Below are 18502 nucleotides of genomic sequence, written 5' to 3'. Positions count from 1 at the left end.
CAAGTGTTTGCAGAATAATGACGCTGGGGGATTTCGGCAAGAGCGCGACAGCGGCCCAGAGAACGATATCGGCTCTGCGCGGTCCCGGCCAACTCGGCGCTCATGACGCGGAGTCGGCCGCTGCGGCCACAGCGGGATCAGCTGCCTCAGGACGATGTCGGCCATCCTGTGACTGTTCCCGATCTTCGCCGCCCAGACGGCGATCCCACCAATCGAGGATGGCTTCGAAGCGCTGCCTGCGGTGGCGGGGCTGCCCGGCCCGGGAGAGCTCGTGGTTCTCCCCGGGGAAGATGAGCATCTCGGTGTCGACCCCGGCTCTCTGGAGGGCCGCATAGTACTGCTGTGCCTGCTCCAGCGGGCAGCGCAGATCGAGTTCCGAGTGCATCACCAAGGTCGGTGTGCCGACCTGTGGAGCGTGGGCCAGAGGTGATTGGGCCGCGATCGCCTCACTGCTGCGGCTCGTGTACTCCTCGGTGAAGAAGCGGCCGATGTCGGAGGTCCCGACGAAGCTGTCGGGGTCGAGGTAGCCGCGTTCGACGATGGCGGCGCGGAAGCGATGGTCCGCGGCGATCGTCATGGCTGTGAGATATCCCCCATACGATCCGCCCTGGATGCCCAGACGGCTGCGATCGAGGGAGGGATCGAGGTCGAGGGCATGGTCGAGGACGGCGAGCACATCGGCCATCGCCGGTGCCGCCATGTCACCTTGGACGGCGGTCCCCCAGCTGCGGGTGCGGCCACCGGATCCGCGCGGGTTCGAGAACACGACGGCGTAACCTGCGGACGTGAGCACCTGGGTCTCGTCGAACCACGAATGCGTGTACTGGGCGAAGGGCCCGCCGTGGATGTTGAGGATGACGGGGAACGGCCCGTCTCCGTGCGGTTTGGCCAGCCAGCCGGTGATCGTCCCCGAAACGCCGGGCACCCGCAGCACCTGGGGCAGGACGGAGTTCGCCGGCGCCGGATGCTCCTTGACGATGACAGAGGACCCCAGCGCCGAGGCGGCCCCGGACTCAGTGGGCCCGCCGAAGGCGATGCGGCCGAGCACGGCCGGAGAGTGCGGGGTCGATCCGGTGAAGACGAGCGTTTCCTCGTCGGCGTCGAAGCCGTTGACGACAGTGATGTCGTCGGTGAGGAACTCGAGGTCATCCACGCCGATCTCTGCGGCGTCGAGGCCGATGCGAACGATCCGGGTGGCCCCGTCTGTGTCGACGGCGGCGATGACCGCTCCCCCGTGGATCTGCAGCGGGATCGGCGCCAGCGCCACGGTCTCCGGGTCGGTCAGCCGCCTCGTGGAGCCGGTCGATACGGTGTGGATGAAGAGCCCGGGCATCTGGCCGACGAAGTCGAGTTCGTCACGGGTCAGCGCATTGCCGATCAGCACAACGGTGTCTTCGTCGAGCCACCGGTGCAGACCGACGCCCATGGACGGCAGCTCGAGTGGTGTCGGCGCCTCTCCCCCGAGCAGCCAGACCGTCGAGCGCAGATCGGGCTGCCCCTGGTCGGGGTGAAGCGCGGAGACCACGGACACTCGCGTGCCGTCCGGGGAGAACTGCGGATCGTGGACGTCGCTGTCCGGGGTCGTCAGCAGAGTCGACAGCGGAACTTCGGAGGCCCCGCGCAGGCCCACGGTGCCGAGACCGGGTTCGGCGAGGTCGACGAGGAAGGCGCGGGCCGGACGGTCGTTCGTATAGCCGAGGCCGTTGGCCAGGTAGGAGGCCGTGGTGATCCGGCGTGGAGCTTCTTCGGCCGCCGGAATGGCATCGTCGAGCCCGTAGCGTCCGGGTTCGGCGACGCGGGCGACGTAGAGGGCCCTGGAACGGGTGTCGTCGAGGGCGAATTCGGACACGCCGAGGTGGTTGTCCGTGATCTGGTGTGCCGTCTCCAGGCTGTCGCCGACGAAGAGCTGCGGGGCGGCTTTCTTCTCCGCGCTCAGATAACCGGACCAATTCAGGCCGCACTCTGGATTCGAGTCCGACCATGAGTGAGACAGCCGTCTGGAGTTGTCGTCGCTCAAGGAGAACAGCTGGGAGAGGTAGCTGTTGGACTCGAGGTCGGGTCGTCGGATCGTGATGACGGCGTCGTCGCCGCGCAGCACGGGTGAGGAGTACTCGGCAAGAGTGCCGAGGTCTTCAGGATTCATCTGTTCCATTCCTTTTTGAGCCGTGCCTGCACATCGGCGTGCACTTGCGGCAGGGCTTTGGTCTGGGCGATCACGGGCAGGAAGTTCGCGTCTCCGCCCCAGCGTGGGACGACGTGCTGGTGCAGGTGGGCGGCGATGCCTGCGCCGGCCACGGGTCCTTGGTTCATGCCCAGGTTGAATCCGTGAGGACCGGATACCGCCCGGATGACGCGCATCGCCTTCTGCGTGAACTCGGCGAGTTCGACGGTCTCCTCTTGGGTCAGATCCGTGTAGTCGGCCACGTGACGATAGGGGCAGATCAGCAGGTGGCCCGGGTTGTACGGGTAGAGGTTGAGCACCGCGTACACGTGCTGGCCGCGGGCGACGATGAGTCCGTCCTCGTCGGTCTTCGACGGCGCAGTGCAGAACGGGCACTCCTCGGCGCGGTCGTCCTTCGGTTTGTCCTGTCCGTCGATGTAGACCATCCGGTGCGGGGTCCACAGACGCTGGAATCCGTCGGGTTCCCCGGGGAACCCGACGGCAGCCTCGGGGTAGGGAATCCCTTCGCCGAGGCGGCCGTCCGAGTTCTCTGCTGCGGTTCGGCTGTCGTCGCCTCCGCTCATACCTGGGCCTTGGTCTCTATCGCGTCGAGGATCCGTCGCACCGCCTCGGCGACGGGGACGCCGTTCTCCTGTTCGCCGTTGCGGAAGCGGAAGGACACGGCACCGGCGTCGCGGTCCTCTCCGCCGGCGATGAGGGTGAAGGGCACCTTCGACTTCGAGGCGTTGCGGATCTTCTTCGGGAATCGGTCGTCGCTGTCGTCGATCTCGACGCGGACCCCGGACCTGCGCAGCTGGTCGGCCACCTCGGCGAGGTAGTCGTTGAACTCATCGGCCACGGGGATGCAGGTCACCTGCACGGGCGCCAGCCACACGGGGAAGGCACCGGCATAGTGCTCGGTGAGCACGCCGAGGAAGCGTTCGATGGAACCGAACTTCGCCGAATGGATCATCACCGGCTGTCTGCGGGAGCCGTCGGCGGCGACGTATTCGAGTCCGAAGCGCTCGGGCTGGTTGAAGTCGAGCTGGACGGTCGACATCTGCCAGGTGCGGCCGATGGCGTCGCGGGCCTGGACGGAGATCTTCGGGCCGTAGAAGGCGGCGCCGCCCGGGTCGGGGACGAGCTCGAGCCCGGTCTCCTGAGCGACCTCCTCGAGCACGCTGGTGGCTTCGGCCCACTGTTCGTCGGAGCCGATGAACTTGTCGGCCTTCTTTCCGTCCTCGTCGCGGGTGGACAGTTCGAGGTAGAAGTCGTCGAGGCCGAAGTCGCGCAGCAGGCTGAGCACGAAGTTCAGCAGGTGTCGGATCTCCTTGCCCGCGTCTTCCTGAGCCACATAGGAGTGGGAGTCATCCTGGGTCAGGGCGCGGACCCGCGTGAGGCCATGGATGACTCCGGAGGCCTCGTCACGGTAGACGGTGCCGAACTCGAACAGCCGCAGCGGCAGGTCGCGGTAGGACCGGCCCCTGGAGCGGTAGATGAGGTTGTGCATGGGGCAGTTCATGGCCTTGAGCCGGTAGGGAGTACCCTCCTTGACGACTTCGCCGGACTCGTCGCGGACCTCGTCGACGGACATCGCCGGGAACATGTTCTCCCCGTAGTAGGGCAGGTGTCCGGAGGTGTAGTACAGCGCCTCTTTCGAGATGTGCGGGGTCCCGACGTATTCGAAGCCCTCGTCGATATGACGGGCGCGGACGTAGTCCTCCATCTCGCGTTTGATGACCCCGCCCTTGGGGTGGAAGACGGGCAGGCCGGAGCCGAGCTCTTCGGGGAACGAGAACAGGTCCATCTCGGCACCGAGCTTGCGATGGTCGCGACGCTCGGCTTCGGCGATGCGGTCTTGGTAGGCCTTGAGGTCGTCCTTCGACGCCCAGGCGGTTCCGTAGACGCGCTGCAGGCTCGCATTCGCCTGGTCGCCGCGCCAATAGGCCGCCGAGGATCGGGTGATGGCGAAGCCGTTGCCGATGAGCTTGGTGTTGGGCAGGTGGGGGCCGCGGCAGAGGTCCTGCCAGACGACCTCGCCCTTGCGGTCGACGTTCTCGTAGACGGTGAGTTCACCGGCGCCGACCTCGACAGAGGTCTCCTCGTCGCCGCCCTTGCCCTTGTCGTTGATGAGTTCGAGCTTGTACGGTTCGTCGGCCATCCGCTCGCGGGCTTCCTCTTCGGAGACGACGACGCGGTTGAAGGTCTGACCGGACTTGACGATCTGGGCGGCCTTCTTCTGAATCGCCTTGAGGTCCTCAGGGGTGAAGGGTTCGGCAGCGTCGAAATCGAAGTAGTAGCCGTCGGTGATGTAGGGCCCGATGCCGAGCTTGGTTCCGGGGAAGAGCTCCTGGACGGCCTGAGCGGTGACGTGACCGGTGGAGTGGCGCAGGATGTCGAGTCCGGCGTCGGAGTCGATGGTGATCGGAGCGATCCGGTCTCCTGACTGCAGCTCGCGGCTGAGGTCGGCGGGTTCGCCGTTCAGCCACATGGCGACGACTGTGCGGTCGGTGGAGAAGATCTCCGTTCCGGTCAGACCCTCTTTCCAGGGAATGCTTTCGCCCGCGCAGTCGATGCTGTCTGCCACTGATCTTCTCCGTTCGTCATGTGTTCATTCGACCGGCCCTTTCGGTGGGCTGGTCACCCTCAGATTCTAGTACCAATTCGCTTGTGACAAATCAGTTGGGTGGCAGTCGAATGACTGCCACCCACACTGAGTCTGCCGAAGCCTGCACCCGAGGCGTCAGGGCCGAAAAGGCCTGGTCACCTCGGGGAACAGGGTGTCACTGCTTGTAGAACTCGAAGTCAGTGCCCTTGCCGAGGTCGTCGATGAGTTCGAGCTTGAGGTGCATGCCATCGATTTCGGCCTTGGGGACGGCGTAGGCGAATTCATAGGTCGTTTCGCCGCCGGCAGGAACCGGATCGGTGAAGGCCAGAGAGCCCTTGTAGTTTCCGCCGTCGAAGACGTCGTCATATTCCGTGCTGCCGCCGTTGTTGGCAGTCAGGTTTGTGAGAGTCATCTCGACATCGGAGCTCGAGTTGTTCTTCACGGTCATCGTCACGATGGCGATCTCACCATTGGTCGATTCGGCTCCGGAGGCGGACGACGATGCGGTGCCCTCGCGGACACTGATCTGGGCAGTGACGTCGGTGCCGATCTCGACCTCGCCGGCCTGAGCAGGTGCGCCGGCTCCGCCGTCGGAGCTGCCGGAGCCCTGGCTCGGGTCCTGGCCCGCACCCTGGCTCGGGTCGGCGGGGGCGGATGAGCTGGCAGCTTCGTCGATGGCCTTGCCGAGCATGCCGATGCCGAGGATGGTGAAGATGACGACGGCGATCGAGATGACGACCGACACAATGCCGAGGATGATGCCGGTGATGTTGAGGCCCTTGTTGCTGGCCAAGCCCTTCTTGACCGCGGAGAGTCCGACGAAGCCGAAGATCACCGCTGCGATGCCGAAGAGAGCGCCGCCGCCGAAGACGAACGCGCCGAGGACGCCGACGATGCCGCCGATGAGGGCGAGGATGCCCCAGATGTTCTTCGAGGTGTTGCCGCCCGACCCGGATGGGTACTGGCCGTAGCCGGAGTTCGGGTTGGCCGGGATGAACTGATCCGAGGATCCGTCGGCACCGGCGTAGGCCGGCTGCTGACCGTACTGGTTGGCGTCGTATCCCTGCGCGTTGGCGTCGTAGGGGTTCTGTCCGTAGTGGTTGTCCCCGTACTGATTCTGGTCAGGCTGGCCCTGACCGTACTGGTTCTGATTGTTCGGGTCCTGGCCGTACTGGTTCTGGCCATACTGATTCTGATCGTTCGACGCACCGTAGTTCGGCTGGGAGCCGTACTGGGGAGCCTGCTGTCCGTACTGCTGCGAGCCGTCGTTGCCGCCCTGACCGTAGTTCGGCTGCGAACCATTGGGCTGGTCGCCCGATGATCCGTACTGCTGACCGGGCTGCCCCGAACCGTACTGACCGGGCTGCTGACCGGCGTTCTGATCGTTGCCGTAGTTGGGGGCATTCGGCGGCTGGTTGTTCGGGTTCTGCCCGTTGGGGTTGTTGGGCGAACCGTCACCCGAACCGTACGGGTTCTGAGGAGTAGACATAGGTGCTCCGAGTCATCGTCGTTTAGTACAACACCTAGCGTACTAGCAAACCCCTTTGATACCGCATGCTGACCGCGTTTCAGTCCTGGAACACGGTGAACTAAACGTACACAATCCAGTTTCGCGGGTTCAGCCCAGCTTAGAGTGAACAGCCCTGTTTCAAACATAGGCTATTCACCCAAAAGTGAGCTATTGCGAAGGAAGCTCAAGCGTGAATGCACGAAGCCCCGAGTGGATCACTCGGGGCTTCTTCTGTGCGCGATACTGGGATCGAACCAGTGACCTCTTCCGTGTCAGGGAAGCGCGCTACCGCTGCGCCAATCGCGCTCTATTCATTTGTTGCACCGGAACCCGAGGGTCCCTGTGCGCGATACTGGGATCGAACCAGTGACCTCTTCCGTGTGAAGGAAGCGCGCTACCGCTGCGCCAATCGCGCTGGTCAACCGACATTCCTGCCGGTCATCCGAGGTGGCGACGGGATTCGAACCCGTGTATACGGCTTTGCAGGCCGCTGCCTCGCCTCTCGGCCACGCCACCGCCAAGGCAGTGCCATGACGCCTCCGAGCGGATGACGGGACTCGAACCCGCGACCCTCACCTTGGCAAGGTGATGCTCTACCAACTGAGCCACATCCGCATTTCTCGCTGCCCGGTTTCCCTGGCAACGAGATATAACTCTATACGCAGGTGGCGGCTTACGCAAAATCAGAATCGGGTGATCGTGGTCACACGCATCGATCAAGCTTTCAGGGTCACCATCTTATAGTGGTTGGGTGAATGCAGAGAGCCCGCAGACCCGCCCGAAAGGCTGGTTGTCACGCCACCACCGGCAAGGTCCCCGACCGTGGCGGAAACTGCGTCTAGGGTTCCTCCGCTGGCGACGCACAGTGTTGGCCAACCCTCACACCGCACGCCTCTATCGCACCGTCGTCGGCGGCCTCGGCACACTCGTCGTGCTCATCGGCCTCGTTCTCGTTCCGCTGCCCGGCCCCGGTTGGCTCATCGTCATCATCGGCCTGTTCATCATCTCCAGCGAGTTCCACTGGGCTCAGCGGCTTCTGCACTTCGTGCGCGTGAACGTCGAACGCTGGACGCACTGGATCATGGCTCAGCGGCTGTGGGTGCGGTGGACCATCGGGGCCGTGACGGCCGCCTTCGTGGCTGTCATCGTGTGGCTCACCCTGAAACTCACCGGCCTGCCCGATTGGGTCCCGGACCTGCGTCTCTTCGACGTGATCGGCCTGCACTGAGAGACGACCGACGCCCGCCCCACCTTCATCAGAGGTGCGACGGGCGTCGATGGTTTCTCGGCTCAGGACGACAGAGCGGTCAGTCGCGAGAGGCAGCGCATGTACTTCTTCTTGTACCCGCCGGCCAACGATTCTTCAGTGAAGACCTTGTCGAGAGCGGCACCGGAGTTGATGATGTGCACATTGCGATCGTAGAGCCGGTCGACGAGCGCCACGAAGCGCAGAGCCACGCTCTCGTTGTCGATCGTGCGCACGTTCTCCCACACAGCCGCGTCGATTCCGTCGACCATCCGCCCGTAACGTGAAGGGTGAACGGTGGACAGGTGGCTGAGCAGCGCGGAGAAGTCATCACGAGCCACAACTCCGTCAAGCTGGCTCGCGGCCGAATCGAGTTCGGATTCCGGCAACGGGTCGGCTGGAGCTGTCAGCTCACGGGCACGATAGTCCTTGCCGTCGATGCGATAGACCTCGAACTGATCGGCCAGCGCCTGAATCTCACGCAGGAAGTCCTGAGCGGCGAAGCGCCCCTCCCCCAGAGACCCGGGCAGAGTGTTCGATGTCGCAATGATCTTCACTCCGGCGTCGGTGAGTTCACGCATCAGCCGGGACATGAGCACGGTGTCGCCGGGATCGTCGAGTTCGAATTCGTCGACGCAGACGAGCTTCATCTTCGACAGGTCGTCGCGAGCCCGGGCGAAGCCCAAGGCCCCGACGAGGTTCGTGTATTCGACGAAGGTGCCGAAGGTCGCCGGCTTCTCGTTGGCATGCCAGGCCGAAGCCAACAGGTGAGTCTTGCCGACACCGTAGCCGCCGTCGAGGTAGACGCCCTTGGCACCGGATCTTCCCTTCGAGAACAGCTTGCCGAAGAATCCCTTGTCGGTCGAGCGCTGGGTGAATTCCCGCAGCTTGTTCCGTGCCTCTTCCTGCGAGGGCTCCGCGGGGTCGGTGCGGTAGCTGTCGAAGGACACGTCCTCGAACTGAGGCGGCGGCACGAGACCTGCGATGAGCTCTTCGGGGGCAACCTGTGGGGATCGGTCGCTCAGTGCGACCAGAGTCTGCTCGGCATTCACTCGGCCTAGTCTAAGGCAGGCTCGAGTGCCCGGTTCAACTCGGGCCTCTCAGGGTGAGACCCGTCACAAGCAGCGCATCCGCGGCGCTTCCGCCGTCCGTCCACTGCCCCGCCGGCGAGCTGTTCGCATCACCAGCGGCGACCGACCCGGCAGATCAGTTGTTGAAGTCGAAGCCGAGGCGGCCGAGCTGTTTGGGATCGCGCTGCCAGTCCTTGGCCACCTTGACATGCAGGTCGAGGTAGACCTTCGTACCGAGGAGCCGCTCGATGCCCTGCCGGGATTCCGACCCGATGGTCTTCAGCCGGCTGCCGCCCTTGCCGATGATGATGGCCTTCTGGCTGGGACGTTCGACATAGAGGTTGACGTGGACGTTCCACAGCGGATTGTCCTCGCTGCGTCCTTCCCGCGGGTACATCTCCTCGACCTGCACAGCCAGCGAATGGGGCAGTTCGTCACGCACTCCCTCGAGGGCCGCTTCGCGTACGAGCTCGGCAATCATCTTCTCTTCCGGCTCGTCCGTGAGGTCGCCGTCGGGGTAGAGCGGAGGAGATTTCGGCAGATGCGCCGCGAGCACCGAATCGACGGTGTCGACCTGGAAGTCCTCGACTGCGGAGACCGGGACGACATCGGCGAAGTCGGCGAGCTCGCCGACGGCCAGCAGCGCCTCGGCGATCTTGTCCTTGGGCACCCGGTCGACCTTCGTCACGAGCGCGACGATCGGGGTCCGTCCGTCCAGCAGCGCCAGCTGGGAGGCGATATAGCGGTCGCCGGGACCGATCGGCTCATCGGCGGGCAGGCAGAAGCCGATGACGTCGACCTCACCCAGCGTGGATGCCACCAGATCGTTGAGTCGGGAACCGAGCAGGGTGCGCGGTTTGTGCAGTCCGGGGGTATCGATGAGGATGAGCTGATGGTCGTCCTTGTGGACGATTCCGCGGATCGTATGCCGGGTCGTCTGAGGTTTGGCCGAGGTGATCGCGACCTTCTCCCCCACCAGGGCGTTCGTCAGGGTTGACTTGCCCGTATTGGGGCGACCCACGAAGCAGGCGAAACCGGCCCGATAGTCATCGGGGTAGTCCGTGCGAAATTCCATCTCAGTCCTCTTCCTTCGTCCCCGAACCTTCGGCTGCGGCGGTGCGCTGTGCGTGTCTGCTGTTCTCGTGGGTGCGGGTGACCCGCACGTGCGTGATTCGGTGACGTCGGCCCTGGCCCTCCATGGCTTCGATCTCGAGGCCCTCGATCGACGCATGCGAGCCGTCGATGGGCACGCGGTCGATGAGCTTCGAGAGCAGTCCGCCGACGCTGTTGACATCGTCTTCGTCAATGCGCACATCGAAGTATTCGGCGAAGTCGGAGATCGACATGCGGGTGCTGATGATGAACGATCCGTCTTCGGCGGCGACGAGTTCGTCATCGCCGTTGTCGTATTCGTCTTCGATCTCGCCGACGATCTCTTCGACGATGTCCTCGATGGTCACCAACCCTGCGGTGCCGCCGTATTCATCGATGAGGATCGCCAGATGCGTCGAATCCAGCTGCATCTGCCGCAGCAGGTCATCTGCCGGCTTCGTCTCCGGGACGAACAGGACGGTGCGGGCCAGGTTGCCCACGGGACGGTCGGCCTCCTCGGGGTGGAGGTGGAGGCGGCGGGCGACGTCCTTGAGGTAGGCGACTCCGCGGACGTCGTCGAGGTCCTCCCCGCAGACGGGGATGCGGGAGAAGCCGGAGCGGAAGAACAGGTTCATCGCCTTCTGCAGGCTCACGTCCGCATCGACGGTGATGAGGTCGGTGCGCGGCACCATGACCTCGTTCGCCGAGGTGTCTGAGAGGTTGAACACCGACTGGATCATCTCGCGTTCGCCGTCTTCGATGATGTCGGATTCGCTCGCCCGCTCGACCAGGTCGCGCAGCTGTTCGGAGGTCACGAACGGACCGTCCTTGTACACCTGGTCCGGTGTGAGCAGATTGCCGAGCACGACGAGGATGCGGGTGAGCGGTTTGAGCGCGACGAGGACGATGCGCACGACCCAGCTGAGGTTGAGGCTGACGGCCAGCGACCGGCGCTTGCCGATCGTACGTGGGGAGACTCCGGCGATGATGAAGACCGCCACCGAGGCGGTGATCACCGTGAGGAAGACCATGAGCGGTCCCACGGAGTAGTAGGAATCGTAGGCCAGGGCGATGAACACCGTGGCGAGTGCTTCGAGGAAGTTGCGGACGAAGATGATGACGTTGATGTTCGTCGGCAGGTCCGCGAGGATCCTCTCGACACGCACCGCTGAGCGCTTGCCGTCCTCCTTCGCCTCTTCGACCGCATGGTGGGAGACGTTGAGCAGCGCGGCATCCACGGCGGAGAGGGTGGCCGCGATGATGAGGCACAGTGCCGCCCCGAGGAAGAACATGAACACGATCAGACCTCGGTGGGGGTGGGAATGTCGGTGCGACCGTCGTAGCGAGCCGCGAAGAAAGTCAGCAGCAGATGCCGCTGGAGAGCGAACATCTCTTCCCGCGCTTCGGGCTCACCGTGATCGTAGCCGAGCAGGTGCAGGAATCCGTGGACGGTCAGCAGAAGGACCTCGTCCATCGTCGAATGACCGGCCGCCCGAGCCTGAGCCTCGGCTACCTCGGGGCAGATGATGATGTCGCCCATCTGACCTTCGGTCGGCTTCTCCGGCTCGCCCTGGTGGAGCTGATCCATGGGAAAGGACATCACGTCGGTCGGTCCTTCGAGGTCCATCCAGGTGACGTGGAGTTCGGACATGGCCGCTGAGTCGACCATGGTCACGGCCAGCTCCGCACCGGGGTGCATGTGCAGGGCTTCACCGAGATATTCGGTCAGGGCCACGACTTCGTCGAGGTCCACCTCGGCGTCGGTCTCGTTGAGGATCTCGGAGTTCATTCGGCATTCCCCCACAGGTCGTAGGCTTCGACGATCTTCGTCACCAGCGAATGCCGGACGACGTCCTTGCTGCCCAGTTCGCAGAACTGCAGATCCTCGATCCCGTCGAGGATGTCGCGGACGACCTTGAGTCCGCTGCGGGTCTTGCCCGGCAGGTCGATCTGGGAGATGTCACCGGTGACGACCATGCGTGACCCGAAGCCGAGGCGGGTGAGGAACATCTTCATCTGCTCGGCCGTCGTGTTCTGTGCTTCGTCGAGGATGATGAACGCGTCGTTGAGGGTGCGCCCGCGCATATAGGCCAGGGGCGCGACCTCGATCGTTCCGGTCTCGATGAGCAGCGGAATCGACTCGGGGTCGACCATGTCGTGCAGGGCGTCATAGAGCGGACGCACATACGGGTCGATCTTGTCGTTGAGCGTGCCCGGCAGGTAGCCCAGGGACTCCCCGGCTTCGACGGCCGGCCGGGTGAGGATGATCCGTGAGACCTCTTTGTGCTGGAGGGCGTTGACGGCCATGGCCATCGCCAGGTACGTCTTGCCGGTTCCGGCCGGACCGATGCCGAAGGTGATCGTGTGGTTGCGGATGGCCCTGACGTAGTCGTGCTGGCCCATCGTCTTCGGACGGATCGACTTTCCCCTGGTGGAGAGGATGTTCGTGCCCAGCACCGCCGAGGCGGCCGCTCCCTCGGAGGAGAACGTCGTAACCCTCTCGATCGTCTCTTCGTTGATGCGATGGCCGGCCGCGTGGAGTTTCTTGAGTTCCCCGATGACGCTGACGAAAGCTTCGACGCGTTTCGGGTCGCCGGTGACCTGGACCTGATTGGCCCGGACGTGGATGTCGAGGTCGGCGAAGGTCTTCTCCAGGGCGCGCAGGTTCGATTCCCCGGGACCGAAGAACGCGACGAGGTCGATGGAGTCGGGGATGACCAATCGCACGGTGTCACGATCGGCACCTTGGGTGTCCGTCACGGCGTCATCGGCTGCGGCACCGTCGCCGATGATGCCGGTGTCCGAGTCGGTGGGGTTCATGGAGTTCGAGTTCGGTGGGGTGATGTCCAGAATGTTCCTTTGCAAGTGAGCGCACCGTCACCGGCAGCGCCTGAGTGTGCTTCCATCCTAGTCCGATGCCTCACCAACGGCCCAATGAATTCTGGGCCAGGACGAGACCGGCGGGTCCCGCCGATGACGAGCGCAGGATCGTCGGTCCCAGCAGCACCGGGGTTGCTCCACGGCCGGTCAGTGCATCGAGTTCGCCGTCGCTGATGCCGCCCTCGGGGCCGACGACGAAGACGATGCGCTCCGGCAGCTGTGCCAAGTCGTTCGCGATCAGGTCGTTCAGCGCTTCGGAGAGCCTGCGCTGAGCGGTCTCGTGGAGGACGAAGACCGCATCGGCGTCGTTGAGGGTCTTGGCCAGGGCGGCTCCGCGGAGGAGGTCGTGGAGGATGGGAAATCGTGCTCGTCTGGCCTGCAGGGAGGCCGCTCCGAGGAGGTTCTCCCATTTCGCGGCCATCTTCTCCCGCTTCTTGGCCGGCCAGTCGGCGATCGAGCGTTCAGCGGCCCAGGGAATGACGTCGTCGACGCCGATCTCCGTGGCTGTTTCGATGGCCTGCAGGTCCCGGTCGCCCTTGGCCAGGGCTTGGACGAGGACGAGGCGCGGGCCCGTGCGCTCCTCGACCGTCACCTCGGTGACATCGATCGTCAGCTCATTCGCCGAGGCGGCCGTGACGGTTCCGCGCGCACGTGTGCCTTCCCCGTCGACGATGTCGATTTCCTCGCCGGGACCGATCCGACGCACCCGCACCGCATGCCCGGCCACGTCCTCACCGAGGGTGAGGGCGGACCCGACGACCGCCTCGGCGGCGGTGGCGGAACGGAAGACGGGAAGACTCACCGACCGGCGAACCTCTCACGCATGCGGGAGAACATTCCGCGGTTCTCGGTCGAGATCTGGGCGCGCGGAGTCTCTTCGCCGCGCAGTTCGGCGAGTTTCTCGAGCAGTTCGCGCTGTTCGTCGTCGAGTTTGTCCGGGGTGAGGACGTCGACGGTGATGAGCAGGTCGCCGCGGGTCTCCGAACGCAGGCGGGCGGCTCCGAGCCCGGGAAGTTTGACGATGGTGCCGGACTGGGTGCCGGCGGCGATGGTGAGGTCCTGAGTGCCGTCGAAGGTCTCGAACGGGATGGTCGCACCCAGGGTCGCTGCGGTCATCGGCACGGAGACGGCGGCCCGGAGGTTGTCGCCGTCGCGCTGGAAGACCTCGTGGCGGGTGACCATGACCTCGACGAAGAGGTCACCGGCGGGTCCGCCTCCGGGGCCGACTTCACCCTGGCTGCTCAGCTGGATGCGGGTGCCGTCGGAGACCCCGGCGGGGATCCGGATCTTCATGGTCCGCTGTTTGCGCACGCGTCCGTCGCCTTGGCAGTTGAGGCAGGGGTTCGGGATGACGGTGCCGAAGCCGTGGCAGGAGTTGCAGGTCTGGTTCGTGACCATCTGACCCAGCAGGGTCCGGGTCATGCGCTGAACGCTGCCGGCTCCGTGGCACAGCGAGCAGGTCTCGATCTTCGTGCCTTCCTGCGTGCCGGCGCCCGAACAGGTGTCGCAGACAACTGCAGTGGTGACGTCGAGGTCGACGGTGCCGCCGAAGGCCGCGGTCTTCAGGTCGATATTGACTCCGACGAGGGCATCCTTGCCGCGCTGGGTGCGTGGGATCGGGCCCCCGGCCTGACCGCCGCCGCCGAAGAAGGTCTCGAAGATGTCGCCGAATCCGCCGAAACCGCCGCCTGCTGGGAAGCCCTGGCCGTTCTCGCCGCCGCCCATATCGTAGTTGCGGCGCTTCTCCGGGTCGGAGAGCACATCGTAGGCCAGTGAGATGGCTTTGAATTCGTCTTCGTGACCGGGATTGACGTCCGGGTGGTATTTGCGTGCCAGCTTCCGGTACGACGACTTGATCTCAGCCGCGGAAGCGTCTTTGGACACTCCGAGTGTTTCATAGTGATCGGCCACAGAAACTTCTCTCTCCCTGACGTAGTGGTCTTCTCTGTTCGTGGTGGTGGCTGCGCTGCTGCGCGGCGCTCACCGGTTCTGCGCTGCCCGTCTGCGGGTGCCCCTGGTCGATGTCAAGGGACCTACCCTCGATCGAGGATCGAGGACACGTATTTGGCGACGGCACGGACTGCCGAGATCGTCGTCGGATAGTCCATTCGGGTCGGGCCGAGCACTGCCAGTCTGGCCGAGGAACCCGCGTCATGACCATATTCGGCGGCGACGACGGAAGTCGAGCTGAATGATTCGTGAGTATTCTCACGCCCGATGCGCACGCTGATCTCCTCGTGGTCTTCTGCCATCGAGGTGAGCAGCCTGAGCAGGACGACCTGTTCTTCGAAGGCTTCGAGGATCGGGGCCATCTTCTCTCCGAATTCGCTTCCGGAGCGGGCGAGGTTCGCGGTGCCGGCCATGATGATGCGCTCTTCACGCGTCGCGGCCACGAGGTCGACGACGGCGGCTCTGACCTGTTTGAGCCCGGAGTCGTCACGAGCGGTCGGCTCACTCGATTCGGTGGCGGTCGCCTCGGCGGCGGGGGCCGATCCGAAGACCTGCGCGAGTGTGCGTCCGGCGAATTCGGCGTTGATCTGATCGCGCAGTCCGCGGACGGCGTCTTCGTCGAGCGGGCTCGGGGTGATCACGGTCTTCTGCTCGACCTGGCCGGCATCGGTGATGAGGACGACGAGGATCCGGCCGGGTCCGAGACCGACGATCTCGATGTGCTTGATGCGCGCCCGCGACACCGTCGGGTATTGGATGAGCGCGACCTGTCGGGTGAGGCCGGAGAGGACGCGGACGGTGCGGTCGAGCATCTCGTCGAGGTCGACGTCGCCGTCGATGAGTTGGAAGATCGCGCGCCGCTCGGCGGTGGTCAGCGGTTTGAACTCGTCGATCCGGTCGACGAACATCCGGTAGCCGAGGTCGGTGGGGATCCGTCCGGCAGAGGTGTGGGGCTGGGCGATATAGCCCTCTTGTTCGAGCGCGGCCATATCGTTGCGGATCGTGGCGGGAGAGACGCCGAGGGTGTGGCGCTGGACGATCGCCTTCGATCCCACGGGTTCGTTGGTGGCGACGAAGTCCTCGACGATGGCGCGCAGCACCTGTGCACGTCTGCTGTCGTTCATCGCGGATCTCCTCTCCGTCTCGCCGATCCATCGCGGTCCCGTGCCTGCGCTTGGCACTCTGTGAGTCTGAGTGCCAATTCTACGCCTCTCGTTCCCGGAATTCATTTCTGGGGTGGCCTGCGGGTCTGCACGCCTGCGGGTCCGTCCTTGATTATGGTGGGTGCCCGTGAATGCTTTTGATCGATATGGCCCCGATGTGCTCTCCGGTTCCTCCCCGTCGTCGCACCGCCCGAAGAAGTCCCGTCAGGTCGAGCTCGGCCTGGGCATGGTTCTCGAGGATGCGATGAGCGGCTATGTCGGCGCTGTCGTCGGCGCAGAGAAGACCACGGCCGGTGTCGTCGTCAAGCTCGAGGATCGCGTCGGCAAGGTACGTGCCTTTCCCCTGGGGCCGGGCTTCTTCCTCGAGGGTCAGCCCGTCGATGTGCAGCTGCCGAAGAAGAAGGCGCAGCAGCCCGGACGGACGGCCTCGGGGTCTCGCGCCGTGGTCGGCGCGAAGGCTCGGGTGGCTCGTGGGTCGCGGATCTGGGTCGAGGGCAAGCACGACGCCGAACTCGTCGAGAAGATCTGGGGCGATGATCTGCGCATCGAAGGCGTCGTCGTCGAACCCCTGGGCGGTCTCGATGATGTCGCCGACAAGCTCGAGGCCTTCGGTCCGGATCGGGACCATCGGGTCGGTGTCCTCGCCGACCATCTGGTGAGTGGGACGAAGGAATCGAAGATCGCCGAGGCGGTCCGTGCCGATCCGCGCTACCGCGATGTCGTCCACATCATCGGTCACCCGTACGTCGATATCTGGCAGGCGGTGAAGCCCCATGTCGTCGGCATCCGCGAATGGCCGGTCGTCCCCCGCGGTGAGGATTGGAAGACGGGAATACTGCGTCGCATCGGATGGCCGCACGCCGACCATCGGGATGTTGCCCGCGGGTGGGTGCGCATCCTCGGGAAGGTGAGCACCATCGCCGACGTCGAACCGACGCTGTCGGGTCGCGTCGAGGAGCTCATCGACTTCGTCACCGTCGGGTGAGAGTCGTCGGTGGTGCGGCGCGGTGGAGCGTCATGGTCACGCGGAGCTGTCGGCGTGTGCCGAATCTGTCACAGGAGTGAGGCTTTCCCGACATCCTCGGGACACCTGGCTCGGCTAGGGTGAATGGCAAGCACTCTTCGAAAGGATCCCCATGTCGTACCACCCCGAGCAGCCGGGCAGCCGACCGATGCCGCCGAACTACTCCCAGGCCTCCGGTTCGCAGCAGCCCTACGCGCCGCAGGGCCAGCAGTATTCGCAGCCGCAGACGCACAGCGGTCAGCCGGGCTACGGTGGGCAGTCGGGGTATGGTTCGCAGCAGGCGTACGGCGCTCAGCCGAACTACGGGGGCCAGCCGGGATACGGCGCACAGCCGGGCTACGGTATGCCGCAGATGCACAACCCGGCGATGTTCGACTCCCGCTCCCTGCCTGAGCAGGCCTATGGACCCGGCTCCGAGCAGTTCTGGATGGCCCACGAACCCGACCGGACCACGGCATTGTGGACCCACCTCGGCTCGCTCATCTTCGGCTTCATGCCGCTCATCATGTTCCTTGTGAAGAAGGACGAATCGCCGTTCGTCCGCGAGCACTCACGTCAGGGTCTCAACGCGATGATCACGAACACGATCGTCACCTTCGGTGCGCTCTTCGTCTTCGGCTTCGTCGGTTTCATCCTGGCACTGGTGACCTTCGGGATCGGCATCATCGTCATGTATGCGGCGCTCATCGTTCCGCTCGTCTACTGCGTCTTCTACATCATCGCGGCCGTCGCAGCGAACAAGGGTGAGGGGTATAAGTTCCCGCTCACCATCAATTTCGTGAAGTGACCATTCCCGCTCACCCCGGATTCTCTGGGGCTGCCCGGACTCTCTGGGTTAGTGTGGAGTGATCGCACACTCTGAAGGGACTCTCATGTCGGACAACCCGCAGCAGCCGAACAACGAACAGTCACAGCCGATGCCTCCGAACTATTCCCCGCAGTCGGGCTCGCAGCAGCCGTACACCCAGCAGCCACAGCAGGGTTCGCAGCCACAGCAGAGTGGTCAGGCCCAGCAGGATGGTCAGGCCCAGTACGGCTCGCAGCCGCAGACCCCTCAGCAGGGATCGCAGTCGGGCTATGGCTCGCAGCCGCAAGCCGGGTACGGCTCCCAGCAGCAGAATCCGGCCTACGGCTCCCAGCAGCAGAATCCTCAGCAGTCGTATGGTTCGCAGCCGGGCTACGGTTCACATCAGGCGGACGGCGCCCAGCAGCCGTACGGATCTCAGCAGGCGTACATCGCTCCGCAGGGACACTCTCAGCCCGGTTACGGATTCCAGGGAGCATCCTCGGCGCAGTCGGCTGCCGCCGGAGTGCCCATGGGGGCCGAATTGCCGGGTGCGGCCTACGGCCCGACTTCGCTCGGCTTCTGGAACGCGGATCAGAGTGAACGGACGACCGCACTGTGGTCGCACCTCGCTCACGCCGCCACCTACGTCGTCGGTGTCGGCTGGATCGTCACGCTCATCCTCTTCATCATCAATAAGGACAAGTCGCCGTTCCTCCGCCATCATGGCGCACAGTCGCTGAATCTGCTGATCGTCGGCGTCATCGCAGCGTTCGGCATCGGGCTGATCGGCGGAATCCTCACGATCGTCGGCATCGGCTTCCTCATCCTCCTGCTCCTGCCGGTGCTCTCGATCTACATGATCGTCATCGAGATCATCGCCGGCATGGCAGCCAACCGCGGTGAGGGCTACCGCATTCCGATGACGCCGAACTGGATCAAGTGATCTGACGCGCAGTGACAGCCTCACCCTGGCAGATTGGCTGAACAGCTCGCCCCGCCACTCGTTCCCGA

The 18502-nt window shown here is 64.6% G+C and carries 16 protein-coding genes and 4 tRNA genes; 4 read left to right on the top strand and 16 right to left on the bottom strand.

Going from position 1 to position 18502, the window contains the following annotated elements:
* Window positions 1–100 precede the first annotated feature (100 nt).
* The 8 genes from ACU4IU_RS17495 to ACU4IU_RS17460 form a co-directional block, all read right to left on the bottom strand.
* On the bottom strand, window positions 101–2143 hold the full coding sequence (locus ACU4IU_RS17495; protein ID WP_446657458.1) for an alpha/beta hydrolase family protein: 2043 nt from the start codon (window positions 2141–2143) through the stop codon (window positions 101–103).
* Window positions 2140–2745, bottom strand: a complete 606-nt coding sequence (locus ACU4IU_RS17490; protein ID WP_446657457.1) for an HIT family protein — start codon at window positions 2743–2745, stop codon at window positions 2140–2142. Before ACU4IU_RS17490 ends, ACU4IU_RS17495 begins: the two co-directional genes overlap by 4 nt.
* On the bottom strand, window positions 2742–4748 hold the full coding sequence (gene thrS / locus ACU4IU_RS17485; protein WP_446657456.1) for a threonine--tRNA ligase: 2007 nt from the start codon (window positions 4746–4748) through the stop codon (window positions 2742–2744). The genes ACU4IU_RS17490 and thrS overlap by 4 nt, the downstream gene beginning before the upstream one ends.
* 196 nt (window positions 4749–4944) lie before the next feature.
* Window positions 4945–6258 (bottom strand): DUF4352 domain-containing protein, encoded by a 1314-nt coding sequence (locus ACU4IU_RS17480; protein ID WP_446657455.1) that lies wholly within the window; start codon window positions 6256–6258, stop codon window positions 4945–4947.
* Window positions 6259–6513: 255 nt separating this feature from the next.
* A tRNA-Val gene (locus tag ACU4IU_RS17475) sits at window positions 6514–6585 on the bottom strand.
* A gap of 37 nt (window positions 6586–6622) precedes the next feature.
* Window positions 6623–6694, bottom strand: a tRNA-Val gene (locus ACU4IU_RS17470).
* Between the two features lie 30 nt (window positions 6695–6724).
* Window positions 6725–6795 (bottom strand) — tRNA-Cys (locus ACU4IU_RS17465).
* A gap of 26 nt (window positions 6796–6821) precedes the next feature.
* A tRNA-Gly gene (locus tag ACU4IU_RS17460) sits at window positions 6822–6894 on the bottom strand.
* Between the two features lie 136 nt (window positions 6895–7030).
* Between ACU4IU_RS17460 and ACU4IU_RS17455 the strand changes: the two genes are divergently transcribed.
* Window positions 7031–7507 carry a TIGR02611 family protein gene (locus ACU4IU_RS17455; RefSeq protein ID WP_446657454.1) on the top strand — a complete coding sequence of 159 codons (477 nt, stop codon included), beginning with the start codon at window positions 7031–7033 and terminating at the stop codon, window positions 7505–7507.
* Window positions 7508–7569: 62 nt separating this feature from the next.
* On the opposite strand, the gene zapE is transcribed toward ACU4IU_RS17455, so the two are convergent.
* From zapE to hrcA, 8 genes are all read right to left on the bottom strand, one after another.
* Entirely contained in the window at window positions 7570–8577 is a 1008-nt protein-coding gene (gene zapE, locus ACU4IU_RS17450) for a cell division protein ZapE (protein ID WP_446657453.1), read from the bottom strand.
* Window positions 8578–8731: 154 nt separating this feature from the next.
* The gene (era, locus tag ACU4IU_RS17445; RefSeq protein WP_172169757.1) at window positions 8732–9670 is read right to left on the bottom strand and encodes a GTPase Era; all 939 of its coding nucleotides are present in this window, start codon (window positions 9668–9670) and stop codon (window positions 8732–8734) included.
* A 1-nt stretch (window position 9671) separates the two neighbouring features.
* Window positions 9672–10979 carry a hemolysin family protein gene (locus ACU4IU_RS17440; RefSeq protein ID WP_248283853.1) on the bottom strand — a complete coding sequence of 436 codons (1308 nt, stop codon included), beginning with the start codon at window positions 10977–10979 and terminating at the stop codon, window positions 9672–9674.
* A gap of 8 nt (window positions 10980–10987) precedes the next feature.
* Window positions 10988–11476 (bottom strand): rRNA maturation RNase YbeY, encoded by a 489-nt coding sequence (ybeY, locus tag ACU4IU_RS17435; protein WP_446657452.1) that lies wholly within the window; start codon window positions 11474–11476, stop codon window positions 10988–10990.
* Entirely contained in the window at window positions 11473–12507 is a 1035-nt protein-coding gene (locus tag ACU4IU_RS17430) for a PhoH family protein (RefSeq protein ID WP_446657451.1), read from the bottom strand. The genes ybeY and ACU4IU_RS17430 overlap by 4 nt, the downstream gene beginning before the upstream one ends.
* Window positions 12508–12607: 100 nt before the next feature.
* Complete coding sequence (locus ACU4IU_RS17425) at window positions 12608–13369, bottom strand: 16S rRNA (uracil(1498)-N(3))-methyltransferase (RefSeq protein WP_446657450.1); 762 nt, start codon at window positions 13367–13369, stop codon at window positions 12608–12610.
* Entirely contained in the window at window positions 13366–14478 is a 1113-nt protein-coding gene (gene dnaJ / locus ACU4IU_RS17420; RefSeq protein WP_446657449.1) for a molecular chaperone DnaJ, read from the bottom strand. The genes ACU4IU_RS17425 and dnaJ overlap by 4 nt, the downstream gene beginning before the upstream one ends.
* A gap of 122 nt (window positions 14479–14600) precedes the next feature.
* Window positions 14601–15641, bottom strand: a complete 1041-nt coding sequence (gene hrcA / locus ACU4IU_RS17415) for a heat-inducible transcriptional repressor HrcA (RefSeq protein ID WP_139908138.1) — start codon at window positions 15639–15641, stop codon at window positions 14601–14603.
* Between the two features lie 160 nt (window positions 15642–15801).
* Here hrcA and ACU4IU_RS17410 point away from each other — a divergent pair, with 160 nt between their 5' ends.
* From ACU4IU_RS17410 to ACU4IU_RS17400, 3 genes are all read left to right on the top strand, one after another.
* Window positions 15802–16665, top strand: coding sequence for a DUF3097 family protein (locus tag ACU4IU_RS17410; RefSeq protein ID WP_446657448.1), 864 nt, complete (start codon window positions 15802–15804; stop codon window positions 16663–16665).
* Between the two features lie 151 nt (window positions 16666–16816).
* On the top strand, window positions 16817–17491 hold the full coding sequence (locus tag ACU4IU_RS17405) for a DUF4870 domain-containing protein (protein ID WP_446657447.1): 675 nt from the start codon (window positions 16817–16819) through the stop codon (window positions 17489–17491).
* 85 nt (window positions 17492–17576) lie between these two features.
* The gene (locus ACU4IU_RS17400; RefSeq protein ID WP_446657446.1) at window positions 17577–18434 is read left to right on the top strand and encodes a DUF4870 domain-containing protein; all 858 of its coding nucleotides are present in this window, start codon (window positions 17577–17579) and stop codon (window positions 18432–18434) included.
* Window positions 18435–18502 lie beyond the last annotated feature (68 nt).

It is taken from the genome of Brevibacterium sp. CSND-B09 (assembly GCF_052906525.1).
This window is presented reverse-complemented; position numbering and strand designations above follow the sequence as displayed.

Bases quoted from the DNA above. Each gene is read 5' to 3' on its own strand.
- ACU4IU_RS17440 (WP_248283853.1), bottom strand. From the start codon at position 10,979: ATGTTCTTCCTCGGGGCGGCACTGTGCCTCATCATCGCGGCCACCCTC.
- ACU4IU_RS17430 (WP_446657451.1), bottom strand. From the start codon at position 12,507: ATGAACCCCACCGACTCGGACACCGGCATCATCGGCGACGGTGCCGCA.
- ACU4IU_RS17495 (WP_446657458.1), bottom strand. From the start codon at position 2,143: ATGAATCCTGAAGACCTCGGCACTCTTGCCGAGTACTCCTCACCCGTG.
- ACU4IU_RS17400 (WP_446657446.1), top strand. From the start codon at position 17,577: ATGTCGGACAACCCGCAGCAGCCGAACAACGAACAGTCACAGCCGATG.
- ybeY (WP_446657452.1), bottom strand. From the start codon at position 11,476: ATGAACTCCGAGATCCTCAACGAGACCGACGCCGAGGTGGACCTCGAC.
- era (WP_172169757.1), bottom strand. From the start codon at position 9,670: ATGGAATTTCGCACGGACTACCCCGATGACTATCGGGCCGGTTTCGCC.
- ACU4IU_RS17480 (WP_446657455.1), bottom strand. From the start codon at position 6,258: ATGTCTACTCCTCAGAACCCGTACGGTTCGGGTGACGGTTCGCCCAAC.
- hrcA (WP_139908138.1), bottom strand. From the start codon at position 15,641: ATGAACGACAGCAGACGTGCACAGGTGCTGCGCGCCATCGTCGAGGAC.
- ACU4IU_RS17490 (WP_446657457.1), bottom strand. From the start codon at position 2,745: ATGAGCGGAGGCGACGACAGCCGAACCGCAGCAGAGAACTCGGACGGC.
- ACU4IU_RS17405 (WP_446657447.1), top strand. From the start codon at position 16,817: ATGTCGTACCACCCCGAGCAGCCGGGCAGCCGACCGATGCCGCCGAAC.